At 46.6% G+C, this 26,483-nt stretch carries 22 protein-coding genes; 3 read left to right on the top strand and 19 right to left on the bottom strand.

The features are described 5' to 3' along the window. Positions 1–4: 4 nt before the first annotated feature. The 5 genes from F3H20_RS05875 to F3H20_RS05855 all read right to left on the bottom strand — a co-directional run bounded on the left by F3H20_RS05875 (position 5) and on the right by F3H20_RS05855 (position 4,083). Complete coding sequence (locus F3H20_RS05875) at positions 5–451, bottom strand: PilW family protein (protein WP_149734021.1); 447 nt, start codon at positions 449–451, stop codon at positions 5–7. Further along, positions 448–813, bottom strand: a complete 366-nt coding sequence (locus F3H20_RS05870; RefSeq protein WP_149734020.1) for a PilV family protein — start codon at positions 811–813, stop codon at positions 448–450. The genes F3H20_RS05875 and F3H20_RS05870 overlap by 4 nt, the downstream gene beginning before the upstream one ends. A 41-nt stretch (positions 814–854) precedes the next feature. Continuing rightward, positions 855–2,183: a hexokinase family protein gene (locus tag F3H20_RS05865; RefSeq protein WP_149734019.1), complete on the bottom strand. Its 1,329-nt coding sequence runs from the start codon at positions 2,181–2,183 to the stop codon at positions 855–857. Between the two features lie 267 nt (positions 2,184–2,450). Further along, positions 2,451–3,350: an SDR family oxidoreductase gene (locus tag F3H20_RS05860; protein ID WP_149734018.1), complete on the bottom strand. Its 900-nt coding sequence runs from the start codon at positions 3,348–3,350 to the stop codon at positions 2,451–2,453. 67 nt (positions 3,351–3,417) lie between these two features. Further along, entirely contained in the window at positions 3,418–4,083 is a 666-nt protein-coding gene (locus tag F3H20_RS05855; protein WP_149734017.1) for an MgtC/SapB family protein, read from the bottom strand. Between the two features lie 512 nt (positions 4,084–4,595). On the opposite strand from F3H20_RS05855, the gene F3H20_RS05850 reads away from it, so the two are divergent. Continuing rightward, complete coding sequence (locus F3H20_RS05850) at positions 4,596–5,099, top strand: hypothetical protein (RefSeq protein WP_149734016.1); 504 nt, start codon at positions 4,596–4,598, stop codon at positions 5,097–5,099. 60 nt (positions 5,100–5,159) lie between these two features. On the opposite strand, the gene F3H20_RS05845 is transcribed toward F3H20_RS05850, so the two are convergent. The 3 genes from F3H20_RS05845 to F3H20_RS05835 are packed head-to-tail and all read right to left on the bottom strand — an operon-like array spanning position 5,160 to position 8,823. After that, the gene (locus F3H20_RS05845; RefSeq protein WP_149734015.1) at positions 5,160–5,918 is read right to left on the bottom strand and encodes an aspartate/glutamate racemase family protein; all 759 of its coding nucleotides are present in this window, start codon (positions 5,916–5,918) and stop codon (positions 5,160–5,162) included. A gap of 30 nt (positions 5,919–5,948) precedes the next feature. Next, positions 5,949–6,632 (bottom strand): GNAT family N-acetyltransferase, encoded by a 684-nt coding sequence (locus F3H20_RS05840; RefSeq protein WP_149734014.1) that lies wholly within the window; start codon positions 6,630–6,632, stop codon positions 5,949–5,951. Between the two features lie 19 nt (positions 6,633–6,651). Beyond that, positions 6,652–8,823 carry a PAS domain-containing sensor histidine kinase gene (locus F3H20_RS05835; RefSeq protein ID WP_188128214.1) on the bottom strand — a complete coding sequence of 724 codons (2,172 nt, stop codon included), beginning with the start codon at positions 8,821–8,823 and terminating at the stop codon, positions 6,652–6,654. Positions 8,824–9,353: 530 nt separating this feature from the next. On the opposite strand from F3H20_RS05835, the gene F3H20_RS05830 reads away from it, so the two are divergent. Together F3H20_RS05830 and F3H20_RS05825 are read left to right on the top strand one after the other, a co-directional pair. After that, positions 9,354–9,776, top strand: coding sequence for a hypothetical protein (locus F3H20_RS05830; protein ID WP_223191642.1), 423 nt, complete (start codon positions 9,354–9,356; stop codon positions 9,774–9,776). 15 nt (positions 9,777–9,791) lie between these two features. Further along, the gene (locus F3H20_RS05825) at positions 9,792–10,217 is read left to right on the top strand and encodes a ferritin-like domain-containing protein (RefSeq protein ID WP_149734012.1); all 426 of its coding nucleotides are present in this window, start codon (positions 9,792–9,794) and stop codon (positions 10,215–10,217) included. Between the two features lie 179 nt (positions 10,218–10,396). Here the strand turns inward: F3H20_RS05825 and F3H20_RS05820 are convergent, their stop codons facing one another. The 11 genes from F3H20_RS05820 to F3H20_RS05770 all read right to left on the bottom strand — a co-directional run bounded on the left by F3H20_RS05820 (position 10,397) and on the right by F3H20_RS05770 (position 26,117). After that, the gene (locus F3H20_RS05820; RefSeq protein WP_149734011.1) at positions 10,397–12,481 is read right to left on the bottom strand and encodes an alpha-glucoside-specific PTS transporter subunit IIBC; all 2,085 of its coding nucleotides are present in this window, start codon (positions 12,479–12,481) and stop codon (positions 10,397–10,399) included. A gap of 195 nt (positions 12,482–12,676) precedes the next feature. Then, positions 12,677–14,002, bottom strand: a complete 1,326-nt coding sequence (locus F3H20_RS05815) for a 6-phospho-alpha-glucosidase (RefSeq protein ID WP_149734010.1) — start codon at positions 14,000–14,002, stop codon at positions 12,677–12,679. A 191-nt stretch (positions 14,003–14,193) separates the two neighbouring features. Next, entirely contained in the window at positions 14,194–14,994 is an 801-nt protein-coding gene (locus F3H20_RS05810; protein ID WP_149734009.1) for a MurR/RpiR family transcriptional regulator, read from the bottom strand. A 1,138-nt stretch (positions 14,995–16,132) separates the two neighbouring features. Beyond that, positions 16,133–17,326, bottom strand: a complete 1,194-nt coding sequence (gene fabV, locus F3H20_RS05805) for an enoyl-ACP reductase FabV (protein WP_149734008.1) — start codon at positions 17,324–17,326, stop codon at positions 16,133–16,135. 922 nt (positions 17,327–18,248) lie between these two features. Continuing rightward, the gene (gene sufU, locus F3H20_RS05800) at positions 18,249–18,680 is read right to left on the bottom strand and encodes a Fe-S cluster assembly sulfur transfer protein SufU (RefSeq protein WP_149734007.1); all 432 of its coding nucleotides are present in this window, start codon (positions 18,678–18,680) and stop codon (positions 18,249–18,251) included. After that, on the bottom strand, positions 18,670–19,899 hold the full coding sequence (locus F3H20_RS05795; RefSeq protein WP_149734006.1) for a cysteine desulfurase: 1,230 nt from the start codon (positions 19,897–19,899) through the stop codon (positions 18,670–18,672). The genes sufU and F3H20_RS05795 overlap by 11 nt, the downstream gene beginning before the upstream one ends. Continuing rightward, entirely contained in the window at positions 19,889–20,995 is a 1,107-nt protein-coding gene (gene sufD, locus F3H20_RS05790) for a Fe-S cluster assembly protein SufD (RefSeq protein WP_149734005.1), read from the bottom strand. Before sufD ends, F3H20_RS05795 begins: the two co-directional genes overlap by 11 nt. An 11-nt stretch (positions 20,996–21,006) precedes the next feature. Then, complete coding sequence (gene sufB / locus F3H20_RS05785) at positions 21,007–22,413, bottom strand: Fe-S cluster assembly protein SufB (protein ID WP_149734004.1); 1,407 nt, start codon at positions 22,411–22,413, stop codon at positions 21,007–21,009. Positions 22,414–22,439: 26 nt separating this feature from the next. Continuing rightward, the gene (sufC, locus tag F3H20_RS05780) at positions 22,440–23,219 is read right to left on the bottom strand and encodes a Fe-S cluster assembly ATPase SufC (RefSeq protein WP_149734003.1); all 780 of its coding nucleotides are present in this window, start codon (positions 23,217–23,219) and stop codon (positions 22,440–22,442) included. Between the two features lie 296 nt (positions 23,220–23,515). Continuing rightward, positions 23,516–24,754 (bottom strand): cytochrome d ubiquinol oxidase subunit II, encoded by a 1,239-nt coding sequence (cydB, locus tag F3H20_RS05775; protein ID WP_149734002.1) that lies wholly within the window; start codon positions 24,752–24,754, stop codon positions 23,516–23,518. A 4-nt stretch (positions 24,755–24,758) separates the two neighbouring features. Next, the gene (locus tag F3H20_RS05770; protein WP_149734001.1) at positions 24,759–26,117 is read right to left on the bottom strand and encodes a cytochrome ubiquinol oxidase subunit I; all 1,359 of its coding nucleotides are present in this window, start codon (positions 26,115–26,117) and stop codon (positions 24,759–24,761) included. Between the last annotated feature and the right edge of the window lie 366 nt (positions 26,118–26,483).

Raw genomic sequence — 26,483 nt, 5'->3', positions numbered from 1 at the left:
TCACCTACTCAATCGGGGTCGGATTTATCGTCATAACCGTAACTTTGTTTTCCTTTCTCCCATAAAGAGTAAAGGTTGCCGTGATAACAGCCTTATCCTTATCAGCCGCTGCCGTGAAGGCCAGTTTTTCAACCTGCCCGGCGGCTATGACGGCTCCGTTGGCTATTAATGCATGTTGCTCGGTATTCAGCCACATTTCCCGGGTGCCGGCAGCAACAGTATATTGTATCCTTGCTTCCCCAATGGAAACCTTACTGGCATAGCGAAGCTCATTGGCAATAGCCGACGAAACTTCCCGGCTGTACGTGGCCGCATCAAGACGCTCGGCCGAAGTGGTGTATATGCGGCTTGCGGTAAACAAGACTCCCAGTATTCCGGCACCAACGACTGCCGCAATGGCCATACCAATCAGCATTTCCACCAGAGTCATCCCTTGTTCATTCTTCTTCATGGCTTTAAATAATAATAATTGGCAATAGTCAGATTATCCGTCCCCCAGGACACGTTTATCGTAACGGCCACTAAACTTTCGTTTCCTGCAACAATGTCCGGGGGCGACACCTTGACATCATACAGCATATTGCCCTCTTTCACTTGATCGGGGATATTGGCAATAAAGCTTTGTGCGCCATCGTTAGTGCGTAATGCTTCCGCCACCTGCCGGGCTACGCGCAAAGCGCCGTTATAATTTTCAACATAGGCCGAGGCTTTAACCGAATGTTGGAACGCAAAACCACTCGAGAGCAATGCTATTGTCAGCAGTAAACAACCCAGCAAAACATCAATCAGCAAAAACCCTCTTTGATCCTTCATGTTATACCCTCTCAATATAGACGTTTTTTAACGCCTGATCATTATTTCTGCCGGTTAACGGCAATGGCCGCTGCGATCGCCGCCCCAATACCGGAGCCGTCTTTGGACAGTCTCACCTGCACCTGTTTTGCCTTATCCTTCAATACCCCGTCAAGCATCCGGCGAATCTCCCTGGCATACCCCGGCAGTTTTTCATATAGCGAACCATCGATGGCAATAGTATGCTTTTGCTCTAACCGGGGATCAATGTGCTTAAGAATACCGATATACGTCGCCCCTACCAGCCGGGCTGACCGGGTAGCAATCACCCCGGCCATCTTGACCATGGCCAGGCGATCTTCCCGGGAAGTAACCGTAAGCTTCAGCTTGTTCTCCAACCAACCGGCTACCTCTGCCAAGTCGGCGCTCCGGTCACTGAGTAAAGCCGAGATATCCTGGCTGGAAATGCGGCCCTGTTGCTCCAGTATTTCCTCCGCTGCTTGCCGGCAAGTGGCAAACAGCCCGTTTGGCAGCAAATGCCGGGCGACAATTCGCAGTAAATTACCCAAATAGCAGCCTGCAACCATCTTCTCCAGCCGCATTGTACCCGGATACTCGCTGGCCCGGTCAAGCTCATCATCATAGCAGGTCGTTTCCATAGCATCAAAAAAACCTGATTCAATATTAATAATCATGGGCGGCCGATCAGGCATATGGGTCTCCAGATAAGCCGTATTGTGCCCCGTACCACAGATCGAACCAATATCGGCATAAGGATCGCCATAGGCGGCGGTCAGGAGCGTTCCCACCGTATCGTTCGTAATTGCCTGCGGTTTTACGCCAGGCAAGCCGCGCCTTACCAAGGCTTCGGCAAGCAGGGTGTTGATATCAACCCCTTCTACGCCGGTAACATTAATTTCTTTTCCCCAGTGAAGCAGTGTCGCTTGATTTATAGCGGTCTGGGCACAGGCAAAGGAAAACGTATGCCCCAAAGAATAGGCGCTCTCCGGTCCGGCTATACCGGCAATATGATCGGCAATAAAATCAAACAGTACTTCACCGGGCACTCTGCTATACAAATAGTCATACTGACCCTGCTCATCCTTAAGTTGTTTAATCCGCTGCTCCCGCACTACAAAGGTTCCGTCCTGTAATAAATCCACCAGCAATACCCTTATATTAGTGCCACCAAAATCCAAGGCCAAAAAGGTGCCGGACTCAGTTCCCGCCGGCGTTGAAATAAACGACGGCAGCATTTTCAAAGAACTTTTACCGCCGGCCAGGCCTTTTACCATTTCCCGGCGAAAGTTCTCCGCTATCTTTTCTATTTGTTCATCGGTTATCGTCATTTGTGCCGTTATTTTATCCAGCGCTTTTTGTAATGTGCTCATGGGGTTCCTCCTATTAATCAGTTTCATTAAGTATTTAAATGCAAGTTCTATGCCACAAAACACTAATTAGAAGGCAAAAGGCCGTAAATCAGGCTTTGCTGATAGTTCTATTTTTAAGTGTGTAAATACATGCTGCCTTATCTCCCTGTAAATGAATTTCTGTGTAAAAAAGGTATAAAAAAAGCCTGTATAGTTTGCTTCTATACAGGGTCGAAAAAAATCTTGTTTTACTTTGCTCCCGCCTTATTGCTTTCACACTCTAAAGAGTTACGATTCGGTAATCACGCCACCGTTAACGTGCAATACCTGGCCGGAAACAAAGCAGGAATCCTGAGAAGCCAGATAGACATAGGCCGGGGCCAGTTCAAAGGGCTGGCCGGGACGCTTCATCGGGGTATCGGTGCCAAACGTGGCAATATAACCAGCCGGCCAGCTTGCCGGTTGCAGAGGCGTCCAGATCGGTCCCGGGGCCACGGCATTCACCCGGATTCCCTGCCCTACCAGGGAAAGTGACAGGGATCGTGTAAAACTCACGATAGCCCCTTTGGTCGACGAATAATCAATTAAATACCGGTTCCCCTCATATGCCGTAACCGAGGCGGTATTAATGATGGAACTGCCGGAGTCTAAATAAGGCAAAGCGGCTTTAGTCATATAAAAAAAGGAAAAAATATTGGTACGGAACGTGTCCTCCAACTGTCTGGCCGAAATATCCATGATGCTGCACTGAGGGAACTGGACCCCGTGGTTGTTGACAAGAACATCCAGCTTGCCAAAACACTGCATTGTCTGTTCCACCACATAACCGGCAAAGGGCTCCTCCCGCATATCACCGGCAAGCAGCAGGCACTCCCCGCCCAGTTCTTCAATCCGCCTGGCCGTATCATTGGCGTCGCGCTGCTCATTCAAGTATACAATGACAATCGCTGCCCCTTCTTTAGCAAAAGCAATGGCAACAGCACGTCCAATACCGCTGTCGCCACCAGTTATAATTGCAACTTTTCCTTTTAGTTTGCCACTGCCCCGGTAATCCGGATTTTCCGAGATAGGCGGCGGCTCCATAATATATTCCAATCCCGGCTGCCGGTCCTGATGCTGTGGTGGAAATGAAATAGGCTGCTCCTCACACTTCTTCACTTTATCATAATAGGGATATTTAGGATACATAATGATTCTCCCTTGCCCGTTTTATATATCCTATTCCACCTTTGTTTTTTATGTAACCCTGCGCTTATCATATAAAGCGTACAGCGCACACACCCGCCATCAACTGTACTTCTTCCAATAATTTATTAGTGTCATAGCCTTTGGGCACTAAAGCATTTAATTTTAAAATAAGCTGAATATCGCTATGTGTCTTAAGCGGAATCTTTGATTCGCAAAGAGAAACTTCAATCCCCCGCTCACTCAAGGTACTTATAATTTGACCAATGATCGCTTTATCGCTGATATCGACAGCCATCTGAACATATTTAGGCAAAAACATCTGCAAGAGCTTCGTTAAGACTTCCAAGCCCAGCAACACCAGGATCGTAGCTACCAAGCCTAACAAATATAAGCCGGCGCCAACCGCCAGGCCAATACCGGAGGTGGTCCACAATCCCGCAGCCGTAGTGAGGCCCCTGACCGAATGGCGTTGAATAATAATGGTCCCTACGCCTAAAAAGCCAATTCCACTGACCACTTGCGCAGCAATTCTGCTGGGATCCAGTGCGATCCCATGCTCAGGAAGAACATCATTAAACGCATATTTTGATATAATCATGATTAAAGCACTGCCAACAGCCACTAAAAAGTGAGTACGCAGTCCGGCCTCTTTCCTTTTGCTTTTACGCTCAAAACCAATTATTGCGCCAAAGATTCCTGCCAATAACAGCCGTAAAACCAAATGCCCTTCCATGTCACTCAACCTTCTTCCCTACCGTATATTTAGTTACTTAAATGAAAGTCAACCATGTATTCATTATATAGATCCTCCAAAAATTTGTATATAGATGAGAAAGCACTTTACCATTTGCTAATACTGGCTTTTGCTGCTATTCTCCCAGTCACGTCATTATTCAAAGTAAGTGCCGGGAGTTTCACAAAAATGTTATCCAAGAATATTGCCGGATCTGAAATACCTCCCGGCTTACGGTTCTTTTCTTCTATGGAATGGACAGGGCGAAGGTATAATTATGGTCAGGTACTTTATCCCGGTTAACAATCTCCAAACGGGCGAGAATATTACCTGCACAACCAAGTTAACCGTTTCGTTCCGTTTGCCCTGGTCTGTCGCCTTAAGGCGTTAAAAAATGTAGGAATAGCAGTTATTCCTACATTTTTTCTAACTCCAGTTCAAAACTTTGAACAAGGAAAATGCCTGCCCGGCGTCGAATCAAAGCAGCATAATCCAGTTCTGGGAGGATTTCCATGAAAAAGCTGCTTGCCTTGACAGTCGCCCTGCTAGTAATCTGGCTCGGTTGGCTGCTGACCCACCCCGGTCGGCCTACATCTCCGGCTACCGATAATCAAACTTCCGGTTCACAGGAACCGGCCAGTCAAGCCATACCACCGGCAGTACCGGCCGGTCAGAAGGCTGCCGAAGCATCAACCGAAACAGTACCGGCAAGTGGCAGGGAAACGAACCTAGGCTCACAGCAGTTGGGAGCGACGAAAACGTTAACCCCGGCCGGCAAACAGGAAAACCTGTCCGAACAGACTTACCACCTGCAAAAAGAAGAGAAAAAGGGAGTGCAAATCCTGCCCGGCATACAGGTAAAAGACGGGGCTGTCCAAATCCTGCCTGGCGTACAGGTAAAAAGCGGGGCTGTCCAAATCGAAATGGATAAAGACAAAGATAAGCAACTTGAAATTGAGCGTCATCCTGACAACTCCAACAGCGATTATCAGATTATGCTAAAGCAAAAATTCTAAACGAAGCAACCAAAAAGAGCAGGCAGCCGGCTTGAAATCCGGCAACCTGCTCTTTTCTTTCTATAGCCGCTGAAACAAATGATTCCTGTGCTCCGGCACGGGAATATAACCTGCCATAGACAATCCGGTGGACTCCTCCAGAATCCAGGCACTGGCCACCTCTGCCAATACATCCATAGCGTCCAGCAGCACCGGATTAGCATAACTATCCGGCAGCAGCACCGGCAAATCGGTACAAGCCAGCAAAACCCCCTCGGCTCCCCTAGCCAGCAATGACGCAACCATCCGCCGGAGGGCCGCACGGTCCCTGGACAGAAACTGCCCCTTAACAATGTGCATAATAATACTTGCCAACAGTTCTTGCTGACTTTGGTCCGGCATGACCGGCTCGATACCGCGTTGGCAAAATTCACAGGCGTATAAGCCGGATTGAATCGTCGCCGTGGAAGCCAATATGCCAACCTTATTCCATCGTTTACGAAGCTGAATATAAGCGCAGGTTTCTTCAATCATACTAATCACCGGAACAGACGCCACCTGCCTGATGTGAGGCATAAACATATGGGCCGTATTGCAGGGTATTACAATAAAGCCTACCCGTGTGCCCAATAAACGGATACCTTCCAAAATCAGCTCTTGTAAACAATCGCCGTCCCTGTTCTCTTTAATCCAGGCATCGGCAGCCTGAAACGGTTCCGGTACACTATACAACAGTACCGGGGGATAACTTTCCCTGTTTTGGAAATTCCTTATCAATTTCATATAAAATAGCGATGTGGCATCCGGCCCCATTCCACCTACGATACCGCAAGTTTTCATGAACATTACTCCTTTGCCGCCCCAAATACGTCATAGTGTCTCCTCAAGCCCATCATGACCAAATAAAAGAGTTGTCGTTCCTGACTTTTCACTTTCAACAGAATATCCATAGAACCCAAACGTTAACAAAAGTTTTTGTGATTCCAAATCCTCTCCTGTTACTCTGACTTGACAAATAGGTTTTTTTAAAGTGCGGCTCATATCTAAATGCAATATATATCTAAGTAAATTTCCAAACTTCAATTTAATCCGTTTTATAAGAAACCCTTGTTGTAAAACTGCAGCTAACGAAGAATAATTGCATGGAGCAATAGTAAGAAAAATATGTTCATAGCCGCTAACTTTTAATTCTTTTAATTGTTTAACAAGAATTTTCTTTAATAATCCGTTTCCCTGCAAAGAAGGATGAATAGCTGCCGGACCCCAATGCGCTACCTTTGATAACGCCGACTCATAAAGTCCAACTTCATATCCCAGATTCTGTATATCATCAGGCAAGGAAACAATATTATATCCTACTAAGTTTCCCCGATCAAACAAACCTAAGGAATAGTCGCCTCCCTGCAGTGCTTTAAAAAAATAATCATTCTCTTCTCGATAATAACTTTTTTTATCCGACAGAGTTTCAATAATCAAATCCTGTAATGCTAGAATCTCAGGTACATGCTCAATTGTCAACGGCTTCACTTCAAGAGCAAGCTGAGGTGACATCATCAATCTCCTCCGTTCAGACCTATGCTCCTATAGGAAAACAAATAAAGAAACTTGTTCCCTGACTAGTACTCTCCACATGAATTCTGGCATGATGTCTTGCCGCAATACTATAGCAAACGGCTAATCCCAGACCAATGCCATTGTCCTTTGTTGTATGAAAGGGTATGCCCAAATGCTCCAGTACTTCTTTTTTGATGCCTGTACCCTGGTCGGCTACCGACAGCACGACTTCCATCTCCTCACGGTAGGTTTTAATACATACTGCTCCCTTTTCCGGCATGGCCTCCAAGCCATTGCGGACCATGTTGAGCAGCAGTTGATGAATTTCCTGCTTATCCAGCAGCAAATCCGGAATTTCTCCCAATTGCAGGCGCACCTCTTTATTATGTATAGTCGCGTCGGCCTGCATCAGCGGCGCTATTGCCCGGATAATGTCATTGAGGTTAGCCGGTGCCCGGTGAATAGCCTTATTTTTGGCCAACGACAAGTACTCCTTGATAATAGCATCAGTACGATCCAATTCGGCAATCATGATATCATAGTAAGCAATGTTGGGCGAATCGGGATGTTTGCGGGCCAACATCTGCAAAAAGCCTCTCACCGTAGTCATTGGATTGCGCACCTCATGGGCCAGCCCGGCGGCCATTTCACCGACAAGACTCAATTTGTCCAAACGGGCTATTTGCTTTTCCATTTCCCGTTGTTGCGTAATGTTGCGAATAACCGAAAGAATGGTATCCGGTTGCTGCCGGTCATAAAATTCCGGAATTATATGGGCCTGCAGCCAATATACACATCCTTTTTGGGCAGTAAACCCAAATTCCAATACCTGTTCCTGAAAGCCCGACTTGTCCATTTGCAGCATAGCTTCCACTTTGTTCTGAAACAGCTCCGGCATGCCCAGTGCCTTAAAATTCTGACCGAACAAGGCTTCCACCGGATGCGAAGAATACAGGCTAAAAACCGGATTAATATAGGTAATTCTCCCCTGACGGTCAATCCGCAAAATAATGTCCTGAGCATTTTCCACCAAGGTCTGAAACTCTTTTTCTCTTTTATACAGCATAACATTTTGTTCTTGTATTTTGGCAAAGCTGTCCTGCAAAGCGCCGGCCATATGATTGAATGCCGTTGCCAGAATCCCAAATTCTTCGTGCTCCTGATTTTTTACCCGGGCTGTTAAATCACCGTCAGCAATTGCGGCAGCCCCCCCCTGTAAACTCCGAATGGGTCCCACTACATATCTTTGAGTCACTACAAAAATGAAGCCAAGAATACTGACCAGTGTGGCAAAATAGGTAAGCAAAACGGGAAACAAAATCGCGCTTACTTTCTTGTGCAATTCTTCTTCCTCCATAACAGCCACTACTCTCCAACCCGACTCTTCCGAAGTATCTATACAAATTAGTTGTTTTTTCCCTTCCAGATTCACTTGATGTATCTTGCCGTTCTCTGTTGACAGAATCTCGACAGGCAAACCAACTTCCTCAGGAGTATGCATTAACCATTCTTTATGCCGGGGAGACACAATAATTTTATTGTTCTCATTTAGAACCATAACATAGCCACTTAAGCCAATTTTTAACTCTTCAATCTCCCGTTGAAACTCCATTAGATTCCATCCTGTTACCACCACACCCAGAGTACGTCCCTGCCGCTCGACCGTATGAGCCACCGCAACAACCATTTCTCCTGTGGTATGCATAATATACGGGTCCGTTAGCAGCGCTTTCCCCCTCTTCTGTAATGCCGCCTGATACCAAGGCCGGGTTCGAGGATCATAGCCTAGCTGAGTAAAATAATCGGGATACTCGAAATAACCTCCCTGTTCTGTACCGATAGCAAGCCCTTTAATCTGGGAAAATATATTGGTATATTTTATAAAACCATCATAAATATCATTATTTTTATTATTTAGGTTATCTATTTGCTGATTACCGATAGAATCAGCCAGTTTTGCCGTATTTTCATCCACGGCCAATAACGTCACGGCTTCATAAGCCGGCTTAATGGCACCTTCATTAATCCGGGTATGCACCTTGCTTACCACACTCTGGGCATAGGCGCCAAAATCCTCCCGGACCTGTTTGGAAACTGTTTTTTCAATATATAAACTGCCAACGATAAACGGAACGATACCTGCTATAAACGTCCATATCAACAATTCACCGCGTAATGTCTTTTTCTTCACCGATACCATCCCTTAGCTAAAATGAGAACCCATCTTCCCCATACAAAAAATCAATTGTCTTAGAGGAACTCCAGTTTATCTTGCTATACTTCTCCATGCTGTAAGATCAACCTGCCGCGTGGTGTAAGATTCTCATATACACTGTACTGCAATGCTAATAGGAGTGTTTGTTTTAGCTGTTTTGCCACCTGCTCACCTCTCAACAGTCCTAAAGGTAACCTTATTCTGACATCGCTGATACAAAAAATAACCATATTTTTCTTTTATTTCACAAATTCTCCAAAATATTGCAAAGTCCTCCCATTCTTTGCTGGTTGGTAAAAATAAAGGTTAGCAGGCCTGTGGCAGGGCTTGCTAACCTTTTCTGCATCCAACAGTATAATCAAAATCACTCCATTATTCTTGGCATTTGTACAAAAATCAACAAAAAATACTTGTAGAAAACAATTATTAGCAATAAAATATTAATGGGAACTTTTTCTAAATATGTGGAAATTATTTCTAAATTTATCATTAAGGAGGTAATACAATTGCAAGTCGATGCTTTAATTACCGAAATTGGCAATTGCTGTTTGGGAGAAGAGTTTTGCCATCAGTGTAAGCAGGAGGAATGCTTAATCGGTTTTTGTAAAAAGTCGCTTTTGACCGTGCTTAAACAAAAAGACGATTTTATTGCAAACGGGATGCAGGCCCTCCCTTATAACGACACCAAGCTGTATGATACTGAGACAGTGGTTAACGCCATTGGTTTTTTGCTAAATCAATGCCGCAACTGTAATGTCTATCATGATGAAGACTGTATTATTAATATCATCCGCTCCAGCCTGGAAATCATCTTGCTGGGTGAAGTTCAGGAGTACAGAGGCAGCACACTCTTGTATTTAAACGATATTCAAAAGGTTAATTCCGAAATGGCAGGTAAAATTCTACATAGCGTTCAACGCCGACACTAAAAGGGGGCCAATACAATGAAAAGAGATTTGACTGTTGAGAATATAATCGGTGAAACAAAAGGAACCGAACTGGAAAGAATGGTAAAACAAAACTTTACCGGTGAAACTTCCGAGGCCGGACTTTATCTGGCTATTGCCCGATTGGCCCAGCGGCAGGGCTATCCGGAAATTGCGGAAGTGTTAAAAACAATTGCTTGGGAAGAAGCGGAGCATGCTGCCCGCTTTGCCGAGTTTAACGGTATGATTCAGGAAGATTTGTTTGAAAATCTCCGTCAAATGCTGGACGGTGAAACCTTCGCCAACCAAGGCAAGAAACAGGCAGCCGAAAAGGCACAGGAACTGGGTCTTGAAACGGCCAGAGATTACTTCAATGAGTCGGCTAAAGACGAAGCCCGCCACGCCCGGATGCTGGAAGGCATGCTAGCCCGTTTTGCCAAATAACAGATCATAGTCAACTATAAAGCAACACAATGGCAGAGCAAACGGACCAAAAGCCTTACTTCTAAGGCTTTTGGTCCGTCTTTACGTTTAAGCATAACCTATAATTATCTTACTTCTTTTGCCTGTTGAAAAAATCTCTTACTATGCCGGCAGACTCATTACATCAACGGTTGATGCCTTTAATAAGTTGCAACGACGGTTTTATTGGCTTCGGCCTGCACACCGGAATAAAAACTCAGCATCGGATACTGGTCAAAATTAGTAACCGCCATAATAACAACCGGTGAATAACCTTTTTCCTCGATCCGCTTACGGTCAAACCGGACCAGTTCGGTACCGGCCTGCACCCTTTGCCCCGGTTCAACCAATACCTTAAAGCCTTCTCCGGACATGTTCACCGTATCCAGCCCGATATGCAGCAGAATTTCCAGTCCGTTTTTTAGTTTCATGCCTATGGCATGTCCGGATTGACTGGTAACCATGGTAATCTCACCGTCAGCCGGAGCGGTTACTACCTGATTGTCCGGCCAGATGGCTACGCCGTCTCCCATCATTTTTTGCGAAAACATTTCATCCTTTACTTCAGTCATGGGAAACACCTGACCGGAGACAAAAGCTTTCAGAGCTGCGCTCTTGTTCCTATTCTCCTGAGAGTCGATGTCCTGTGGTGCTGTTGCCAGCAAAGCCTCAAACCGCTCCCGTACTTGCGGTACCGAAAGCCCGACAATGACTTGCACGGCATTACCCTTGCACACCAGCCCATGAGCGCCGCCTTCGACAAATACCTTTGTATCCTGTACCAACTTGCCATTTTTAACGGTAACTCTTAGCCGTGTTGCGCAGTTCGTGACTTCCTCAATGTTTTCCTTGCCGCCCAAAGCGGCCAGAAAGGCTGCTGCCTTCCGGTCTCTTTCGTCAAGGTCAACCCCTGCTGCCGTAGCCTGTTTTGCCTTATAATCAGCCTTAGTATATAGTCTGTCTTCCTCTTCATCGGTACGCCCCGGGGTTTTAAAATCAAAATGCAAAATTAAATACCGGAACGTAACAAAATAAATACCGGTAAAAATAAAACCAATGATAAACTGGATAATATACGTAGACGTATGGTACTTGAATAACGGTATCCAATTCAACACGGCATTTTCAATAAGACCGCTGCCAAAATCACCGACCACTCCAAAGGAATACGATACGGCAGCTAAGGTTGCCGCTAAAACGGCATGTACGGCAAACAATAACGGTGCAACAAACAAAAAGGTAAACTCCAAAGGTTCGGTAATGCCGCAAAGCAGGGCCGTCAGGGTAGCCGGGATCAGAAGGCCGGCAATGGCTTTTTTCTTGGCCGGTTTGGCTGTGACATACATGGCCAGAGCAATCCCGATGGAACCAAACATTTTAGAAGATCCGTGCAGGGCAAAACCACCTTGCGGAAACATTTCCTTTAATGAATGGGCTGTCGTGGAAAACTCATTTAAATGTTGAAAAAAGTACTGCTTAATTCCGCCATCGACAACGGCCGGTCCAAAAATGAAAGGAGTGTAGATAAAATGATGCAGTCCTGTTGGTATCAATATCCGCTCCAGGAAAGTATACAGCCATACTCCAAAAACGCCGCTCATTTTAAGAAATTGCTGGAGAGAAGCAATCCCCATTTGAATATGGGGCCAAATAAGACAAAAGAGATACGCTACCGGCAGCATAGTAAAGAATCCGACAATGACTACCAGGGAAGAGCCTTTAAATACGCCAAGGAAATCGGGTAAGTCGACGTCAAAAAAACGGTTATGCAGATATACCGTTATAGCCGCGATAAAAATGGCGCCAAGCATGCCAAAGTCCAGTGTTTTAATATTGGCAATCATCGCCAGGCCCGAACCGCTGACGGCTGCCTTGGTAAAGTCCACACCAAACTCCGGGCCCCACAGAGTCAGCATCGCCGAGACATAATAGTTAAAAACGATGTAAATAACAAAGGACTCCATACAGGCCCGGGCATGGTTCTTTTGTGCTAAACCGATTGGCAAGGCAATAACGAATAAAAGCGGCATCTGACTGAAAACCGTCCACGCACCTTGCTCAACAATAAACCAGAAATCATACCACAGTGTTCCTTTATGGGCTATGCTACCCATAATATCGGGATTTTTAGACAATATCGACAAGGCAACCATAATGCCAAAGAATGAAAATAGCAAAACCGGTGTAAACATGGCACCGCCAAACCGTTGTACCTTTTGCATCATTACGTCCTGGTTAATCGCCATAGTAACCCTCCTTAAAAATCAAACACACTGCTGCAAACAAATCAGTACGGCTGTTGGTCTGCAAAATTTATCGAAATAAAATCAAAATTCCAAAAATACCTGTCAAAAAAATAATTGGATATTGAACTACGGCCGGGAGATTTCTTTCCTCCTGTTTTGGGGTCATATCAGTCCAATATCCAACATTAAGCCTGTTTATTTTAATTCCGGCCAATAGCCCTTGTTGGCAACTATTAAATCATCCAAGATTTGTTTGGCTACCGAGGCGCTAGGCACTGTTTTTGATAGGGTCAGCGCTTGCCACAGCTTTTGATAGCTGCCGCTGATCCAGGCTTCTACTACCAGTTTTTCCACTGACACCTGCTGTTCCATCAAACCCTTTTGGAATTGAGGAATTTTGCCGATACAAACTTTTTCATATCCATTTGAACCAACAATGCAGGGAATTTCCACCATGGCCGTGGGGTCAAAGTTCTCAATAGCACCGCCATTTTCAACAATCAGCAGCATCCGGGCCTTGGTATTGGACGCAATCGCGTCGGCCAAATCAACAATATAGGAAGCATGGTCATCAGCGGTGAACCGGCAATCCTTGGCCGTTCCTTGTTCAATCACATCACGGGCTGCGGCAAAAACGTTTTTCTCTCTGTGCTCCATGACCTCATTGGCTCTGGTATGGTTCGGATCGGTATGCTTGACAATGTAATCGGGAAACAAATAGTATTTTAAATACGTGTTGGGCAGCGTATCCGGTTCTACCGCATATACGTCCTTCGCTTTGGCAAACGTATCATTCCAACTGGGTTCGGTTACCTGTTCAGCCTCCGGTCTGACAATATAGCCATGCTTTGCCACATGCTCCTTAAGCCTGGGCATTAAATCATGGCCGGCTTGATCGCGGATATCGCTCCACCAGCCAAAATGATTCAAGCCGTAATACTTCACTTGCATCTCCTTGCGGCTTTTTAATCCGAGTATCCCCGCCATCCGGTCTTCTATACCGACAGGCATGTCACAAATATTGATAATCCTTGAGGTAGGACGCAGCCTTCTGGTGCCTTCGGCTACGATGGCGGCCGGATTAGAGTAGTTGAGCATCCAGGCATCAGGCGAATATTTCTCCATAAAATCAATGATTTCAATAATAGGGCCAATCGAACGCATGCCATAAGCAATTCCGCCGGGTCCGCAGGTCTCCTGCCCCAGCACGTTATAACGCATCGGAATTTTCTCATCCTGTTCCCGCATGGCGTATTTGCCGACCCGGATATGAGCCATAACAAAATCCACATCAGTAAAGGCTTCCTCTGGATCGGTGGTATAACTGAAAGCAATTTCCGGCGCTCTTTCCTGTAGTAAAATCTCACAAGCTTTACCAATAAGCTCCTGTCGTTTGGCGTCATTATCATAAAATTTTATTTGCCGGATCGGAAACCGTTCCAGATGTTCAAGCAACATTAAAACAATGCCCGGTGTAAACGTACTTCCTCCGCCGGCTATAACAACAGATGATTTTTTCATGGGTGTTTATCCTTTCATCATAATCCATGTAATCCATCCCGGGATTTCTCCCTCATCATAAAGTATTTCGCGGCGATCATCAATGGATTTGCCGCATTCCGGATATTTGTCACTACTATGGACTTTGTTCCATTTTCCGTACTTTGTTACAGGTTAGAAAAGCCGGCAGGAACGGTGTCCCTGCCGGCTTTTCAAAAAATCTCTTCTTCCGCATCTTTTTCTTTTAATTGCCTTTGTCTTTTTTTATAGGCCTGATATCTGATAAACCATATTTCAATAACCAGAAAATAAATCATCATTGATTTGTATGTCGGAAGGCTTTGATCCGCATATAGATGAAACTCCGACGTTTCAATATAGATGTTCTCGGTACTCAGCGCAGCCAGGGAATTCTCCTGCAGACGGGTAATGGAAATCAGCGGCACACTTTGCAGTTTAAGCTGTTGCGCCACTTCCACGGCCAGGGGAGTTTCGCCGCTTAAAGATACAATAATAACAAGGTCGGCCGGCGTCAGCATCTTCACAACTGAGGTGAGTTCATCCTTGCCTTGTATTTCGTAAATCAGTACTTTATCAAACAAAAACAGTCTCTTTAATTCTTTAACAACATTGCTTTGCACATAGCCGGAACCATAAGCAATAATGCGCTCCGCCCGATATAAAAGCTCACTCATCGGCTGGAAACTTTTCTTGGCCATATCCTGGCTGACGCGCTGATAATGGTCAATAACCTTTTTTACTGCGTCCTCTTCCGTACATAACGTGTATTCTCTTTCCATCTTCAGCAGCGCTTTTAGATCACTAAAACCGTCGAGAGATAACTTCTGAGCAAACCGCACAACCGTCGTACTGGAAACATTGCAGGCTGCTGCCAGTTGATGTACCGACATTCTGCGACATTCGTTTTTATGATGATAAATATATTTCCAGATAATATGGTCGGTCTGACTCAATTCGTACTGGTGTTGATTAATCAATTCCTCCAGTCTCACGGGGTTCATCTCTCCTTTATGTTAGGACGTGTCTTCAAAATAACGGTATGCTTCATGGTGAGGGCTTTCGGGGCCAAACGAGTGATACTCTACAGAACAGACGAAATTTTGCAGGAATAGTGGCCTCTGTTTCAAAAAACATCAATGCCTGAATGGCCCAAAAAACCACCGCTGGGAATCGTATCCGATCACTTAAAGACACGCCCCTAGCTAAGGCTGCCATATCTATATTCTAAAGCCAGTACCGGAGGCGTAGAAAGCCAGGCTATACCCTACCGAACTGTCGAAGGGAGCTGTCAAAACTTTCATACCCCTATTGGCAGTAAATAAAAAACAGAAATTTCCTAACCATTTAACTTTTATTTTATCCCCCTCCTATGTATTTTTTCCTATATAATAACCCAATTTACCGAAACAAGTCCATATTCCTGCCGGTTTGAGAGAATCATCATGCCGGCGGGCAAATATATTTTTTCTTTTATTTCTTGCTAACTAAATCCTTCCCGCTTCTCATACCTTTTAATTTTCCAAATAAAAAAGGTTGTCAAACCAATGCGTTTGACAACCTTTTTTATGATACGCCGGTTTCCCCTTCAGAGCAGGCCGCAAGACGATCTTCCCAGTTGTTTTCCGGAGCGGATTATTGGTTACCATCACCATAGCTTTTCCCTTTTTACCGTACTTTTACGATGCAGGTAAATCAAACATGCCACCAGGCTCAGAAATAATACTCCATTGCAAAAAACACATGACCATATAGCCAATCGCCAGTAACAGGAATAAACTATTGATCAATTTATCCGACATACGCCTCACCCTCTGTTTTAGCGTACCATGTTTCTTTTCCTCCTCATGTTAATATCAGGTTATACTTTGGTTAATTTTAATCGAAACAGAAATATCAAATTTTAAGGATTTTGTGTATTGCCAATACTTACGCATCCGGTACTGCCGGCATTTTAGATGATTAGTTTTCATATTCTCCATAAAAATCAAACCTGCGCGAACTGACCCGTTTTATACGGTCAGACGCGCAGGTTAACATTACAAGAATGAACTGCATTACCTATTTTCTGCCTACTAAACATTAATGCGATAATCGTCAAAAGTTCGGCTGCGTTACTTAAAACAGCATAGCTTATAAAGTCAGGATATGCGAGTGTCCTTGTTCCGCTTCGCTTTCCTGTTCATAATCTATATGCTCATATTCAAATCCGAAAAGATTTAGAAACTCCCTGCGGAATCGCTCGACAGCGCCGCTGACATCCTGCTTACCCGAACAGACCTGTTCCCATAGCTGCAGCACTTCCGCCTGCACATCTTCCCGCAGTTCCCGGTCATCAATCCGAATCACCGTTGTCTCGTCTAAACGCCCCTCCGCCGCATACAATCTGTCAGCAAAGAGGCGATAGATCTGCTCTATACAGTCTTCATTTATGTTTTTGCTCTCCATGACTTTTGTGAGCAGCATCAAATATAACGGTACAACAGGAATAGCCGCACTGGCCTGGGTGACTAATGCTTTGTTCACTGAAACAAAAGCTTTGCCGCCAATTGCCTTGAGTTGATCATTCAGCAATTTTGCCGTTGCCACGAGATGTTCCTTAGCCTTGCCGATGGTTCCGCCGGTATAAATCGGATAGGTCAATTCAGGCCCGATATAAGAATAACTGACGGTCTTTACTCCCTCGGCCAAAACTCCGGCATTTTCCAGCGCCTCCAGCCAAAGCTGCCAGTCCTCGCCCCCCATGACTTTTACGGTCTGCCTGATTTCCTCTTCACTGGCCGGCTCCAGGGTAACATCATAAAGGTCGTGGGAATTCAGATTAATCGTTTTGCTGGTGAAAGGCTTACCAATAGGCTTAATAACGGAAGAACTCATTTCACCGGTGGCAGGATCAGTCCGGCGGGGAGCAGCGATACTATATACAACCAGATCAATCTTTTTTAAGTCCTGTTTGATTAGTTCAATCGTTCTTTCCTTGATCTCATTAGAAAAGGCATCTCCGTTGATACTTCTTGAATACAGCCCGGCTGCCGCCGCTTCCTTTTCAAAGGTGACCGTGTTATACCACCCGGCGGTTGCCGTAGTGTTATGAAGGGCATTCTTCTCCAAAGAAACGCCGATGGTACTGGCTCCACAACCAAAAGCAGCCACAATTCTTGACGCCAGACCATAGCCGGTGGACGCACCAATTACCAGAACCCGTTTAGGCCCCTTGAGCTGCTGTTCTGCTTTCACATATTGTATTTGCTTTTTTACCAGGTATGCACAGCCCTCGGGATGTGCTGTAGCACAAACAAATCCGCGGAATTTTGGTTTGATTATCATATGAAGATCGACTCCTTGTCTTGGAAAATCACAGGGCCAGTGGTCTGTCTACTTTGAAAGCGTAAAAGAATTCGCAGGATTTTTTCGCAAGGCAAGGCATAGGCGACGCACCTATGGGCATAGGTAGCCGATGACAACAAAGCATAGCGGGAAAAAGGCCCGTGAAGTCATTATGATTTCAGAGTGGACAGATCACTAAGTTCTTCAAACCACCCATGGTATAGTTTGCCCCTGTAAGGCAAAACTTTTACCTTTACATTGTAACACACAGTACGACCAAAAGCTGCAAGCTATGTAACAATACATCGATGTTCTGGTCCAAAGGCTGATCGCCTGGTGCTTGAAGGTGCTGTAATTCAGTTTCACACACCCACAGCATGGCTAAGAAGCAATAAAATTATCCACTAGCCATAGAAATCGGGTGCATTTTTTCCGGCAGGCGAAACCCGGAAAAACAACGTTAAAACTTGCATATTCTTTTTAAGATAGGTTATAATGAATATATAAAAAGGGTCGGCATGCGCTAACATACCAACCCTAGGCTGCAACCGGAAACGGTTGACCAAAATTAAGTAGTTAAGAAATAACCGCTAACCTTTGGGCAGGGAGCGGTTATTTGCTTTTTATGACCAAAACAATCAACGTAGCAAATGCAACAGCAAATGATAACGCTTCATATGTGGTCATAGGCACCACCCCCTTTTCACGGGAGTAGCCAACCGTTCCCTGACAGCCTATAATAATTTTAACATAAAATTTCCAGATAGAACACTCTATCTCATCTAACAGACTGTTTAGTAGATCACGGTTTCATTACTTTATAAAAACTAAATAAGGCCAGAAAATATTGACAGGCACCTAAGATACCGGTCTTTATTTTCTGGCCTTTATACTTTTATTTGCTTCTCTCCCCACCTGGCCGTCAGCGGGACTTTTTAATACCGTCCTCCAACGTATGCCAGGACAGCACGGCACATTTGACGCGGGCCGGCATGTTGGAGATATTTTTCAGCGCTGCCGCCTCATCCAGTACTTCCAATTGCTCGTCATCGGTGATCTCCCGTTTGATCATGCCCAGAAAGGTATCAATCAGTTCCTGGGCTTTTTCTACCGTCTGTCCCCGGATCAGATCAATCATCATGGAAGTCGAAGCCTGGGATATGGCGCAGCCCACGCCGGTAAACAGGGCGTCCCGGATCACTCCGTTCTCCAGCTTAAGCTCCAGCTCAATTTCATCGCCGCAACTGGGATTGCGCCCCTTTAACGTCACCGTGGGATTGTCCATGTGCTTTTTATTGCGGAGCGACTTGCTGTGTTCGGCAATAATCTCCGTATAAATTTCACTAAGATCCATAGCCCAGCACTCCTCTCACCCGGCTTAGGCTGTCAAGCAACGCATCCACATCTTCGCGGGTATTATAAAAATAAAGGCTGGCCCGGCAGGTGGCATTGACGCCCAGGTAATGCATCAGAGGGTGGGCACAGTGATGGCCGGCCCGGATGGCAATCCCATCGGCATCCAGAATGGTGGACACATCATGGGGATGTACATCCTTGACATTAAAGGAAATCACCCCGGTTTTATTCGTCAGATCACCGCAGCCATACAATGTAATATAGGGCAATTGCTGCAGCTTTTCCACCGCATAGCGGACCAGTTCCCGTTCTTCCCGTTCGATGACATCCAGACCGGTTTGCTCCAGATACTCAATAGCGGCCGTCAATCCTACGGCACCGCCCACATTCTGCGTCCCTGCCTCAAACTTGGCCGGCAGCGGCGCAAAGGTGGTATCCTGCTCCTCCACATACTCGATCATATCGCCGCCGCAGAGAAAAGGCGGCATAGCCTCCAGCAGCTCCTCCCGGCCGTATAAAACACCGATGCCCATGGGTGCCAGCATTTTATGACCTGAGAAAACAAAAAAGTCCACATCCAGTTCCCGGACATTTACTGCCAAATGGGGCACGCTCTGCGCGCCATCCACCACAATCACAGCCCCAACCGAGTGAGCCTTAGCGGCAATCCGCCGGATCGGGTTGACAATCCCCAGCACATTGGATACATGAGTCACCGCCACCAGCTTGGTCTTCGCCGTAATTTTCGACTCGATTTCCTCCTCCGGCAACACGCCGTCGGCATTGACATACATGTATTTCAGCACAGCGCCGCGCGCCTTAGCCACCTGTTGCCAGGGCACCATATTGCTGTGATGCTCGGCGATGGACAGCACGATTTCATCACCTGCTTCGATAAACTGCAGGCCATAGCTGTAGGCAATCAGATTAAGCGATTCGGTGGCGTTTTTAGTGAAAATAATCTCCTCTGTTTTGGCTGCCCCCAAAAATTGGCGGACTTTCTCCCGGGCATTTTCGTACAGTTCGGTCGCCTTCACACTCAGCCCATAGGCGCCCCGGTGAGGATTGGCATTGGACGTGCCATAATAGCCTTCCAGCGCCTGAATGACCGATAAGGGCTTTTGGGTTGTGGCTCCGTTGTCAAGGTAAACCAAGCGCTTGCCATTTGCCGTGGTCTGCTTGAGCAGTGGAAAGTCTTTTTGATAGTTACTGGACATAGGCTAGCCTCCCTTTCACATAGGACGAAATTTCTTCTTTTAACTGCTCAACCGGTATCCGGGCCAGGATGGGTTCAAAGGAGGCCTCAATAATCAGCTTTTTCGCTTCGTTCTCGCTAAGACCCCGGCTCATTAGATAAAACAGCTTATTTTCATCTACTTTGCCGGCACTGGCGGCGTGCTGGCCTTCTACGGATTCTTCACCGCACAGCATCAGCGGCACCGACCAGTTGCGTACATCGGGGCTGAGCAATACGGCATATTCTTCTTCTTTACCCTTGGCACCGCGGGCACCCTTCAGAAAGTCCAGCGTACCGCGGAATATCTTCCGGCTCCGGTCCAGCAGCGCCCCACGGGCTTTGATCTCGCCTACCGACTGCCGGGCCTGATGAGTCAGGACATGATTGATATCAATACTGCGGTCTTTATCACCAAAGTAGATGGACTGAATGCTCCCGGCGCTGTGGGCACCCATCAGTTGAGTCTGGCAATTGGTAATGGTCTGGCAGGCTCCCAGTTCGACCAACGTACAGTCCGCCTGTCCGTTATCGCCACTGACAACACCTACGGCATCCATGTGGTAAGCATCATCGGCCAAAAGCTGCACCTTGACCAGATGCACTACCGCACCGGCCAGGGCAACGACCTGAGTTATGCCGCTATGATAGGCGGCTGTACCGGCCTGGGAGGTATAACGGATGACCACCGTGATTTCACTGTTTTCCCGGGCCAGGATGACCTGCCGGTCCACCAGCACCGGATCAGCCTCATCCAGATGATACTGCAAAACCAGCGGATTCTGACATTTCTGTCCTGCCACCGTTTCAATAAAGTATCCGCTGTTGGTATGTTCCGCCACCAGGCGGTTCATAGTGCCACTGACACCGGCCTTGGGCAGTGGCCCCAACTGTTGCAGTTGAGCCTGACTGTCTTTGAGGGATGTGATGGTTACCGATTTTCCCCCGGTCAGAACCAGTGGCTGCTTGCGATAAGCCTTGACGACCGGAAAAGCAACAGGCATCGCCGTTTCATTGACACCCAGCCAATTCCAGGTCCGCACCGGAATCGCATTTACTATCTCATTATGTTTTTCCATGTCCTCACCTCTTAGCCAATGGCCCCTTCCAGTTCCATATTGATCAAATTGTTCATTTCCACGGCATATTCCAAAGGCAGTTCCTTGGCGACCGGTTCCACAAAGCCCCGTACAATCATGGCCTTGGCTTCTTCCTCGCTGATGCCGCGGCTCATAAGATAAAAAACGGCCTCCTCGCTGATCCGGCCGATCTTCGCTTCATGGCCGATATCCACCTCATCCTGCTGGACATCAATGACCGGCAGCGTATCCGACCGGGACAAATCGTCCAGCATCAGCGACTCACAGTTGACCGACGACTTGACGTGGTGGGCCTGGGGAGCCACCTTGATAGCACCTCGGTAAGTGGCAACACCGCCACCCTTGGCGATGGAACGGGAACTGATGTTGGAGGAAGTATAGGGGGCGGCGTGAATTACGGCCGCTCCGGTATCCAGATGCTGGCCTTCGGCGGCAAAGGTAACTCCATTGAATTCCGCCCTGGCCCCTTCCCCTTTCAAAATGCTGCGGGGATAGAGCATGGAAATCTTGGAGCCGAAAGAGCCTGACACCCATTCGATTAAACCGTTTTTCTCAACAACAGCCCGCTTGGTATTTAAATTCAGCATATTGCGCGACCAGTTTTCGATGGTCGAATAGCGCAGGCTGGCGCCTTCACCGACATAGAGCTCCACACAGCCGGCATGCAGGTTGGTCACATTATATTTGGGTGCCGAACAGCCTTCAATAAAATGCAGCTTGGCCCCCTTATCCACAATAATCAGGGTATGCTCGAACTGCCCCGCTCCCGGGGCATTCAGACGGAAATAGGACTGGAGGGGAATGTCAACTTCAACTCCCGGCGGCACGTAAACAAAGGAACCGCCTGACCATACGGCGCCGTGGAGGGCGACAAACTTATGGTCCCGGGGCGTGACCAGCTTCATGAAGTGCTTTTTCACCAAATCCTCGTGTTCCCGCAGGGCGCTTTCCATATCGGTATACACGACACCCTGCTTCACCAGTTCCTGCTTAACGTTATGGTATACCACCTCGGAATCGTACTGGGCGCCGACACCGGCCAGTGATTCTTGCTCAGCCTGAGGGATACCCAACCGTTCAAAGGTATTTTTAATATCATCGGGAACCTCCCGCCAATTCCCCTTCATTTCCGTATCGGGGCGAACATAAGTCACAATGTTATCCATGTCCAGTTCCTGTAAGGAAGGCCCCCAGGACGGCAACGGCGTCTTCGAGTAAATCTCCAGCGCCTGCAGACGGAAATCACGCATCCATTCCGGGTCCCGCTTCTCGCGGGAAATATCCAGGACGATTTCAGCCGTCAGACCCTTAGCCGCTTTGTAACGAGCCCGGTCCTCATTTTTTATATCGTATAGCCCTCGCTCAATGTCTGCGACGGCGGTCTTTTTCTTATCCATAGTTTCGTTTCACCCCGCTCCCCGCATTACGCGTAGTCTTTTTCCGTTTCCCCGTTCCTACATCGCGCTTCGACCAACGGCGCATAGCCCTGTTCATTGATCTGTTCCACCAAACTGGCATCGCCGGTCCGGATAATCTGACCGTTTAAGAGTACATGCACCCGGTCAACCTGCAATTGTTCCAGAATTTTGGTGTTATGGGTAATGATCAGAACAGCATTATGCTCATTTTTAAACTGACGCACGCCGGCGGAAACAATGCGCACGGCATCGACATCCAGACCGGAATCGGTTTCGTCCAGCAAGGCTAGTTTGGGATTGAGCATCATCATTTGCAAAATCTCATTGCGCTTCTTTTCGCCGCCGGAAAATCCCACATTTACATGGCGCGTCGCATAGCTATCATTCATCTGCAACGCTTCCATCGTCTTATGTAGTTTTTTCTTAAAGGCCATGACTCGGACCGTTTCCCCGGTTACAGCACTCTGGGCGGTTCGGATCAGGTTTTCCACGGTAATGCCGGGAATCTCCTCCGGGTTTTGGAAAGAAAGAAAAATCCCCTTGCGGGCCCGCTCATGAATTTTCAACTCGCTAATATCTTCGCCTTCAAACAAAATAGAGCCAGCCGTCTTTTCATAGCGCGGCTGCCCCATAATCAGGTTAACCAGCGTAGTCTTACCGGAACCGTTAGGCCCCATAATCACATGGACCTCACCCTTATTAATCTCCAGATCCAGCCCCTTTAAAATTTCCTTACCGTCAACAGCCGCTCGCAGTCCATGAATAGATAAAAGTTTTTCTGCCATCTTTTCACCTCATAATCTTGAATATCAGGAACAGCCAGTTAGTCAGCAGTTCCTTACTATAATTAATTTGTAACACAATTCACAATAATCCACACTATTCATACCGAATTACTCGGATTTAACTTTATTTTATTGCCTTTTTTATTCTCTGTCAAGCTGAACCGGCAGTCTCGGCTTAACCTTGTGATACATTCCGTATTTATTGTTCCCGTATCCTAATCAACCGGTAGGAGAGCAAAGGATTAACGTTCAGGAACGGCTATTATAAGAACAACAAGCAACAGAGAAAAGAAATATTACTTCCTCAACATACTTATCATTCTGGCGATTAGGTTTGCCACTTGATGGCCGTATCGTATTAACTCGCGAAATTCCTGTAGCTCCTTTGCCATCGCTGTTGCCGGAGCTTTGTCGAGCCTTAACACATTGCTGTCTAATACTTTCTTTCCTTTACTGATAACAGTAAGGAGATTGCCTAAATGAGTTCTTATTTTCTGCAATTGACAATACAATTGTTCCCATAATAGCGACTCAATATCAGAAGTGTTGACAGATACCCTTTCCCGGAAGATGTGATATTTCCAAACCTCGAGTGCCAGCACAACAGGTAACGTGATTGCCATTGTGCCAGCCATAAGTTGTAAGGTTAAAGGGTTAGAAGCCGAGTTATAAACCGTGAGACTCCAATCAGGGTCCAAACTGGACACGATCAACCTGGGAAACAGCCCGGTAAAGATGGCAGAAACAGCAGAAATAATAGCAGCGGCACTAAACATAAAACTAAGTGCATATTGCTGCTTCTGTAAACGCCGGTAGCAAAGAAGCAACGCTAGAAATAGTACAGCCAGGGCCGGTGCAGGCACAAGCCTTGCTGCCAGGTCAGTATACAGGAATGACAGGATGATAAATCCCACGGACAAGAGCAATGCATACTTACTGGTAGTGAGGCCGATCCTTCCGACCTGCGGTATAAAGCGGCGATCCAACCGCAATGTGAGAAAAACAGTTCCATGAAGTAAGAACAGGAGAGCAAAAAACAGGCCGCCGGTCAGTGAATATACACTTAGCAAATCGCCCAAAGTACCTGCATACTGCTTTTCACCGTCTATGGGTAATCCGGCAACAAGGTTGGCGAATACGATTCCCCAGAGTAAAGCAGGTATTATACTGCCGGAAAATATGGCCCAATCCCAAAACCTCCGCCACTTTGGATTGTTGTCCTGATTGCGAAATTCAAATGCTACACCACGCAGAATCAACGTCACGAGCATAAGAACCAGCGAAAGATAGAGCCCGGAGAATAAAGTGGCATAGACGTGAGGAAAGCCGGCAAACAGAACTGCTCCGGCGGCAATTAGCCAGACTTCGTTTCCTTCCCAAACCGGAGCTATGGTTTGGATTATGGCTTGCTTTTCTCTATCTGACTCGCCAAGAAAAGGAAGCAGCATGCCAACACCGTAATCAAAGCCCTCCAATAACAGATAACCGAGAAGCAGAAAACTGAACATGATAAAACATACCGTGTTTAAATCCATTGAGTCATCTGCCCCCCTCCTGTGTATTGGCAGAGCCTTTCCGGATAATGGTACAGGCAATATAAAGGACTGACAAAATGATGCCGGCGTATACCGCCGCGTATATCATTAGAGAGGTCCCTACATTTGCCCAAGATACAACTGGGGAGACGCCCTTCTTCGTCAACTGCAACCCGTAAACAAGCCACGGCTGCCTGCCCATCTCGGTCATTGTCCACCCCATGGTGATAGCCAGGTACGGCAAAGGCAGGCTCCACATGGTAGCTTTCAACAATGCCGGACTGCCGGCAAGCTGCCTCTTCCACCAATACCATAAATTGAGAACGGCAAGGAAAACCAGCCAAAAGCCGATTCCAACCATACCCCGGAAACTCCAGAACAAAATCGTCACCGCCGGAATATAGTCCTCTGAACCGTACCTTTCTACGAATTCGGCTTGCAGATCATTCATCCCGGTCACGGAAGTGTTCAAACTATTGTAAGCCAAGGCGGAGAGCCCCGCCGGCAGCGCTAATTGATAAGTATTTCGCCGGTTCTCTTCATCAATTTTTGCGAAAAAAACGAACGGCGCCGGTTCGGCCGTTTCCCACAATGCCTCAGAGGCCGCCATTTTCATGGGCTGGGTATCCGCAAGATATTGATTGTAAAAATGGCCGGTACCAATCACCGAAACGGTAGCTATCATGGCGCATACCAGACCTATTTTGTAAGACCGAATGAATAAATTGACCTGCTCCTTGCGAAGCAGGTAGTATGCGCTCACAGCCATAACAAAATATCCGGACAACACCAGCCCGGATAGAACGGTGTGGGAATATTGATGGAAGAGATACGGGTTGGTTATAAACGCTGCCAGATCGTTTAGCTCCAGGCGTCCATTGTTCAATGCATAGCCCACAGGATGCTGCATGAAGGAATTGGCCGCTAGGATCCAGAACGCCGAATAGTTGGCAGCTAACGCCACAAGCCAGATAAAGCTAAGGTGGACACGCCGGGAAACCTTGTCCCAGCCGTACGCCCATACTCCAACCGAAATTGATTCCACGAAGAACGCAGTTAAGGCTTCAAATACCAAAGGCGGCCCAAATGCACTGCCGGCAAACCTGGAGTATTCTGACCAGTTCATGCCAAACTGAAACTCGTTGACAAGACCGGTTACGATACCACCAGCATAGCTGACCAAAAACAACTTGCCCCAAAATTTAGCCATCCACTTGTATATTTGGTCTCCCACGCGCACATAACAGCTTTCCATTAAGGCTATTAAGATGGATAACCCAAGGGTAAGCCCCACAAACCAGAAATGGCATGTCAGCGTAAGACCAAACTGTATTCTTGCTAATATCAATGCGGTATTGTCCATTTTGTCCTCTTACAATAAGACGTCTCTTTCAAGTATTTACTCCCTTGGCATTTTTTATCAGATATGGCCTCTCCGCCAGGCCTCCGACAGGGAACGTCCGAGACTGTTAAATGCCTGCCAGGCATAAAGCCGGCAGGCATTTGGATTAATGCCCAATCATTTTAACTTTCAGGGATGGTTGAGTCGATTCTCCTGTGCTTTGTTTTAATACACCATCAAATCAAATTAAAGTACCGTCCCTCAGATTTTGTTGAAAGTATGTTAATCTAATCAAACTATATCCCCCTAATGACGAACTAAACAATGCTTATGACTATTTAACACACTTAAAATAAACCATTGATTTTTCATTGTCTATTTCTACTT

Origin of the sequence: Propionispora hippei DSM 15287 (genome assembly GCF_900141835.1) — a bacterium.
In the GTDB taxonomy this organism is placed as follows: domain Bacteria; phylum Bacillota; class Negativicutes; order Propionisporales; family Propionisporaceae; genus Propionispora; species Propionispora hippei.
The sequence above is the reverse complement of the archived record's forward strand: the minus strand, read 5'-3'. Positions and strand labels throughout refer to the sequence as shown.

Excerpts from the sequence above, each read along its gene's own strand:
- F3H20_RS05875 (WP_149734021.1), bottom strand. The coding sequence starts at position 451 with ATGAAGAAGAATGAACAAGGGATGACTCTGGTGGAAATGCTGATTGGT.
- F3H20_RS05870 (WP_149734020.1), bottom strand. The coding sequence starts at position 813 with ATGAAGGATCAAAGAGGGTTTTTGCTGATTGATGTTTTGCTGGGTTGT.
- F3H20_RS05865 (WP_149734019.1), bottom strand. The coding sequence starts at position 2,183 with ATGAGCACATTACAAAAAGCGCTGGATAAAATAACGGCACAAATGACG.
- F3H20_RS05860 (WP_149734018.1), bottom strand. The coding sequence starts at position 3,350 with ATGTATCCTAAATATCCCTATTATGATAAAGTGAAGAAGTGTGAGGAG.
- F3H20_RS05855 (WP_149734017.1), bottom strand. The coding sequence starts at position 4,083 with ATGGAAGGGCATTTGGTTTTACGGCTGTTATTGGCAGGAATCTTTGGC.
- F3H20_RS05850 (WP_149734016.1), top strand. The coding sequence starts at position 4,596 with ATGAAAAAGCTGCTTGCCTTGACAGTCGCCCTGCTAGTAATCTGGCTC.
- F3H20_RS05845 (WP_149734015.1), bottom strand. The coding sequence starts at position 5,918 with ATGAAAACTTGCGGTATCGTAGGTGGAATGGGGCCGGATGCCACATCG.
- F3H20_RS05840 (WP_149734014.1), bottom strand. The coding sequence starts at position 6,632 with ATGATGTCACCTCAGCTTGCTCTTGAAGTGAAGCCGTTGACAATTGAG.
- F3H20_RS05825 (WP_149734012.1), top strand. The coding sequence starts at position 9,792 with ATGAAAAGAGATTTGACTGTTGAGAATATAATCGGTGAAACAAAAGGA.
- F3H20_RS05820 (WP_149734011.1), bottom strand. The coding sequence starts at position 12,481 with ATGGCGATTAACCAGGACGTAATGATGCAAAAGGTACAACGGTTTGGC.
- F3H20_RS05815 (WP_149734010.1), bottom strand. The coding sequence starts at position 14,002 with ATGAAAAAATCATCTGTTGTTATAGCCGGCGGAGGAAGTACGTTTACA.
- fabV (WP_149734008.1), bottom strand. The coding sequence starts at position 17,326 with ATGATAATCAAACCAAAATTCCGCGGATTTGTTTGTGCTACAGCACAT.
- sufU (WP_149734007.1), bottom strand. The coding sequence starts at position 18,680 with ATGGATCTTAGTGAAATTTATACGGAGATTATTGCCGAACACAGCAAG.
- F3H20_RS05795 (WP_149734006.1), bottom strand. The coding sequence starts at position 19,899 with ATGTCCAGTAACTATCAAAAAGACTTTCCACTGCTCAAGCAGACCACG.
- sufD (WP_149734005.1), bottom strand. The coding sequence starts at position 20,995 with ATGGAAAAACATAATGAGATAGTAAATGCGATTCCGGTGCGGACCTGG.
- sufB (WP_149734004.1), bottom strand. The coding sequence starts at position 22,413 with ATGGATAAGAAAAAGACCGCCGTCGCAGACATTGAGCGAGGGCTATAC.
- sufC (WP_149734003.1), bottom strand. The coding sequence starts at position 23,219 with ATGGCAGAAAAACTTTTATCTATTCATGGACTGCGAGCGGCTGTTGAC.
- cydB (WP_149734002.1), bottom strand. The coding sequence starts at position 24,754 with ATGGATTTAAACACGGTATGTTTTATCATGTTCAGTTTTCTGCTTCTC.
- F3H20_RS05770 (WP_149734001.1), bottom strand. The coding sequence starts at position 26,117 with ATGGACAATACCGCATTGATATTAGCAAGAATACAGTTTGGTCTTACG.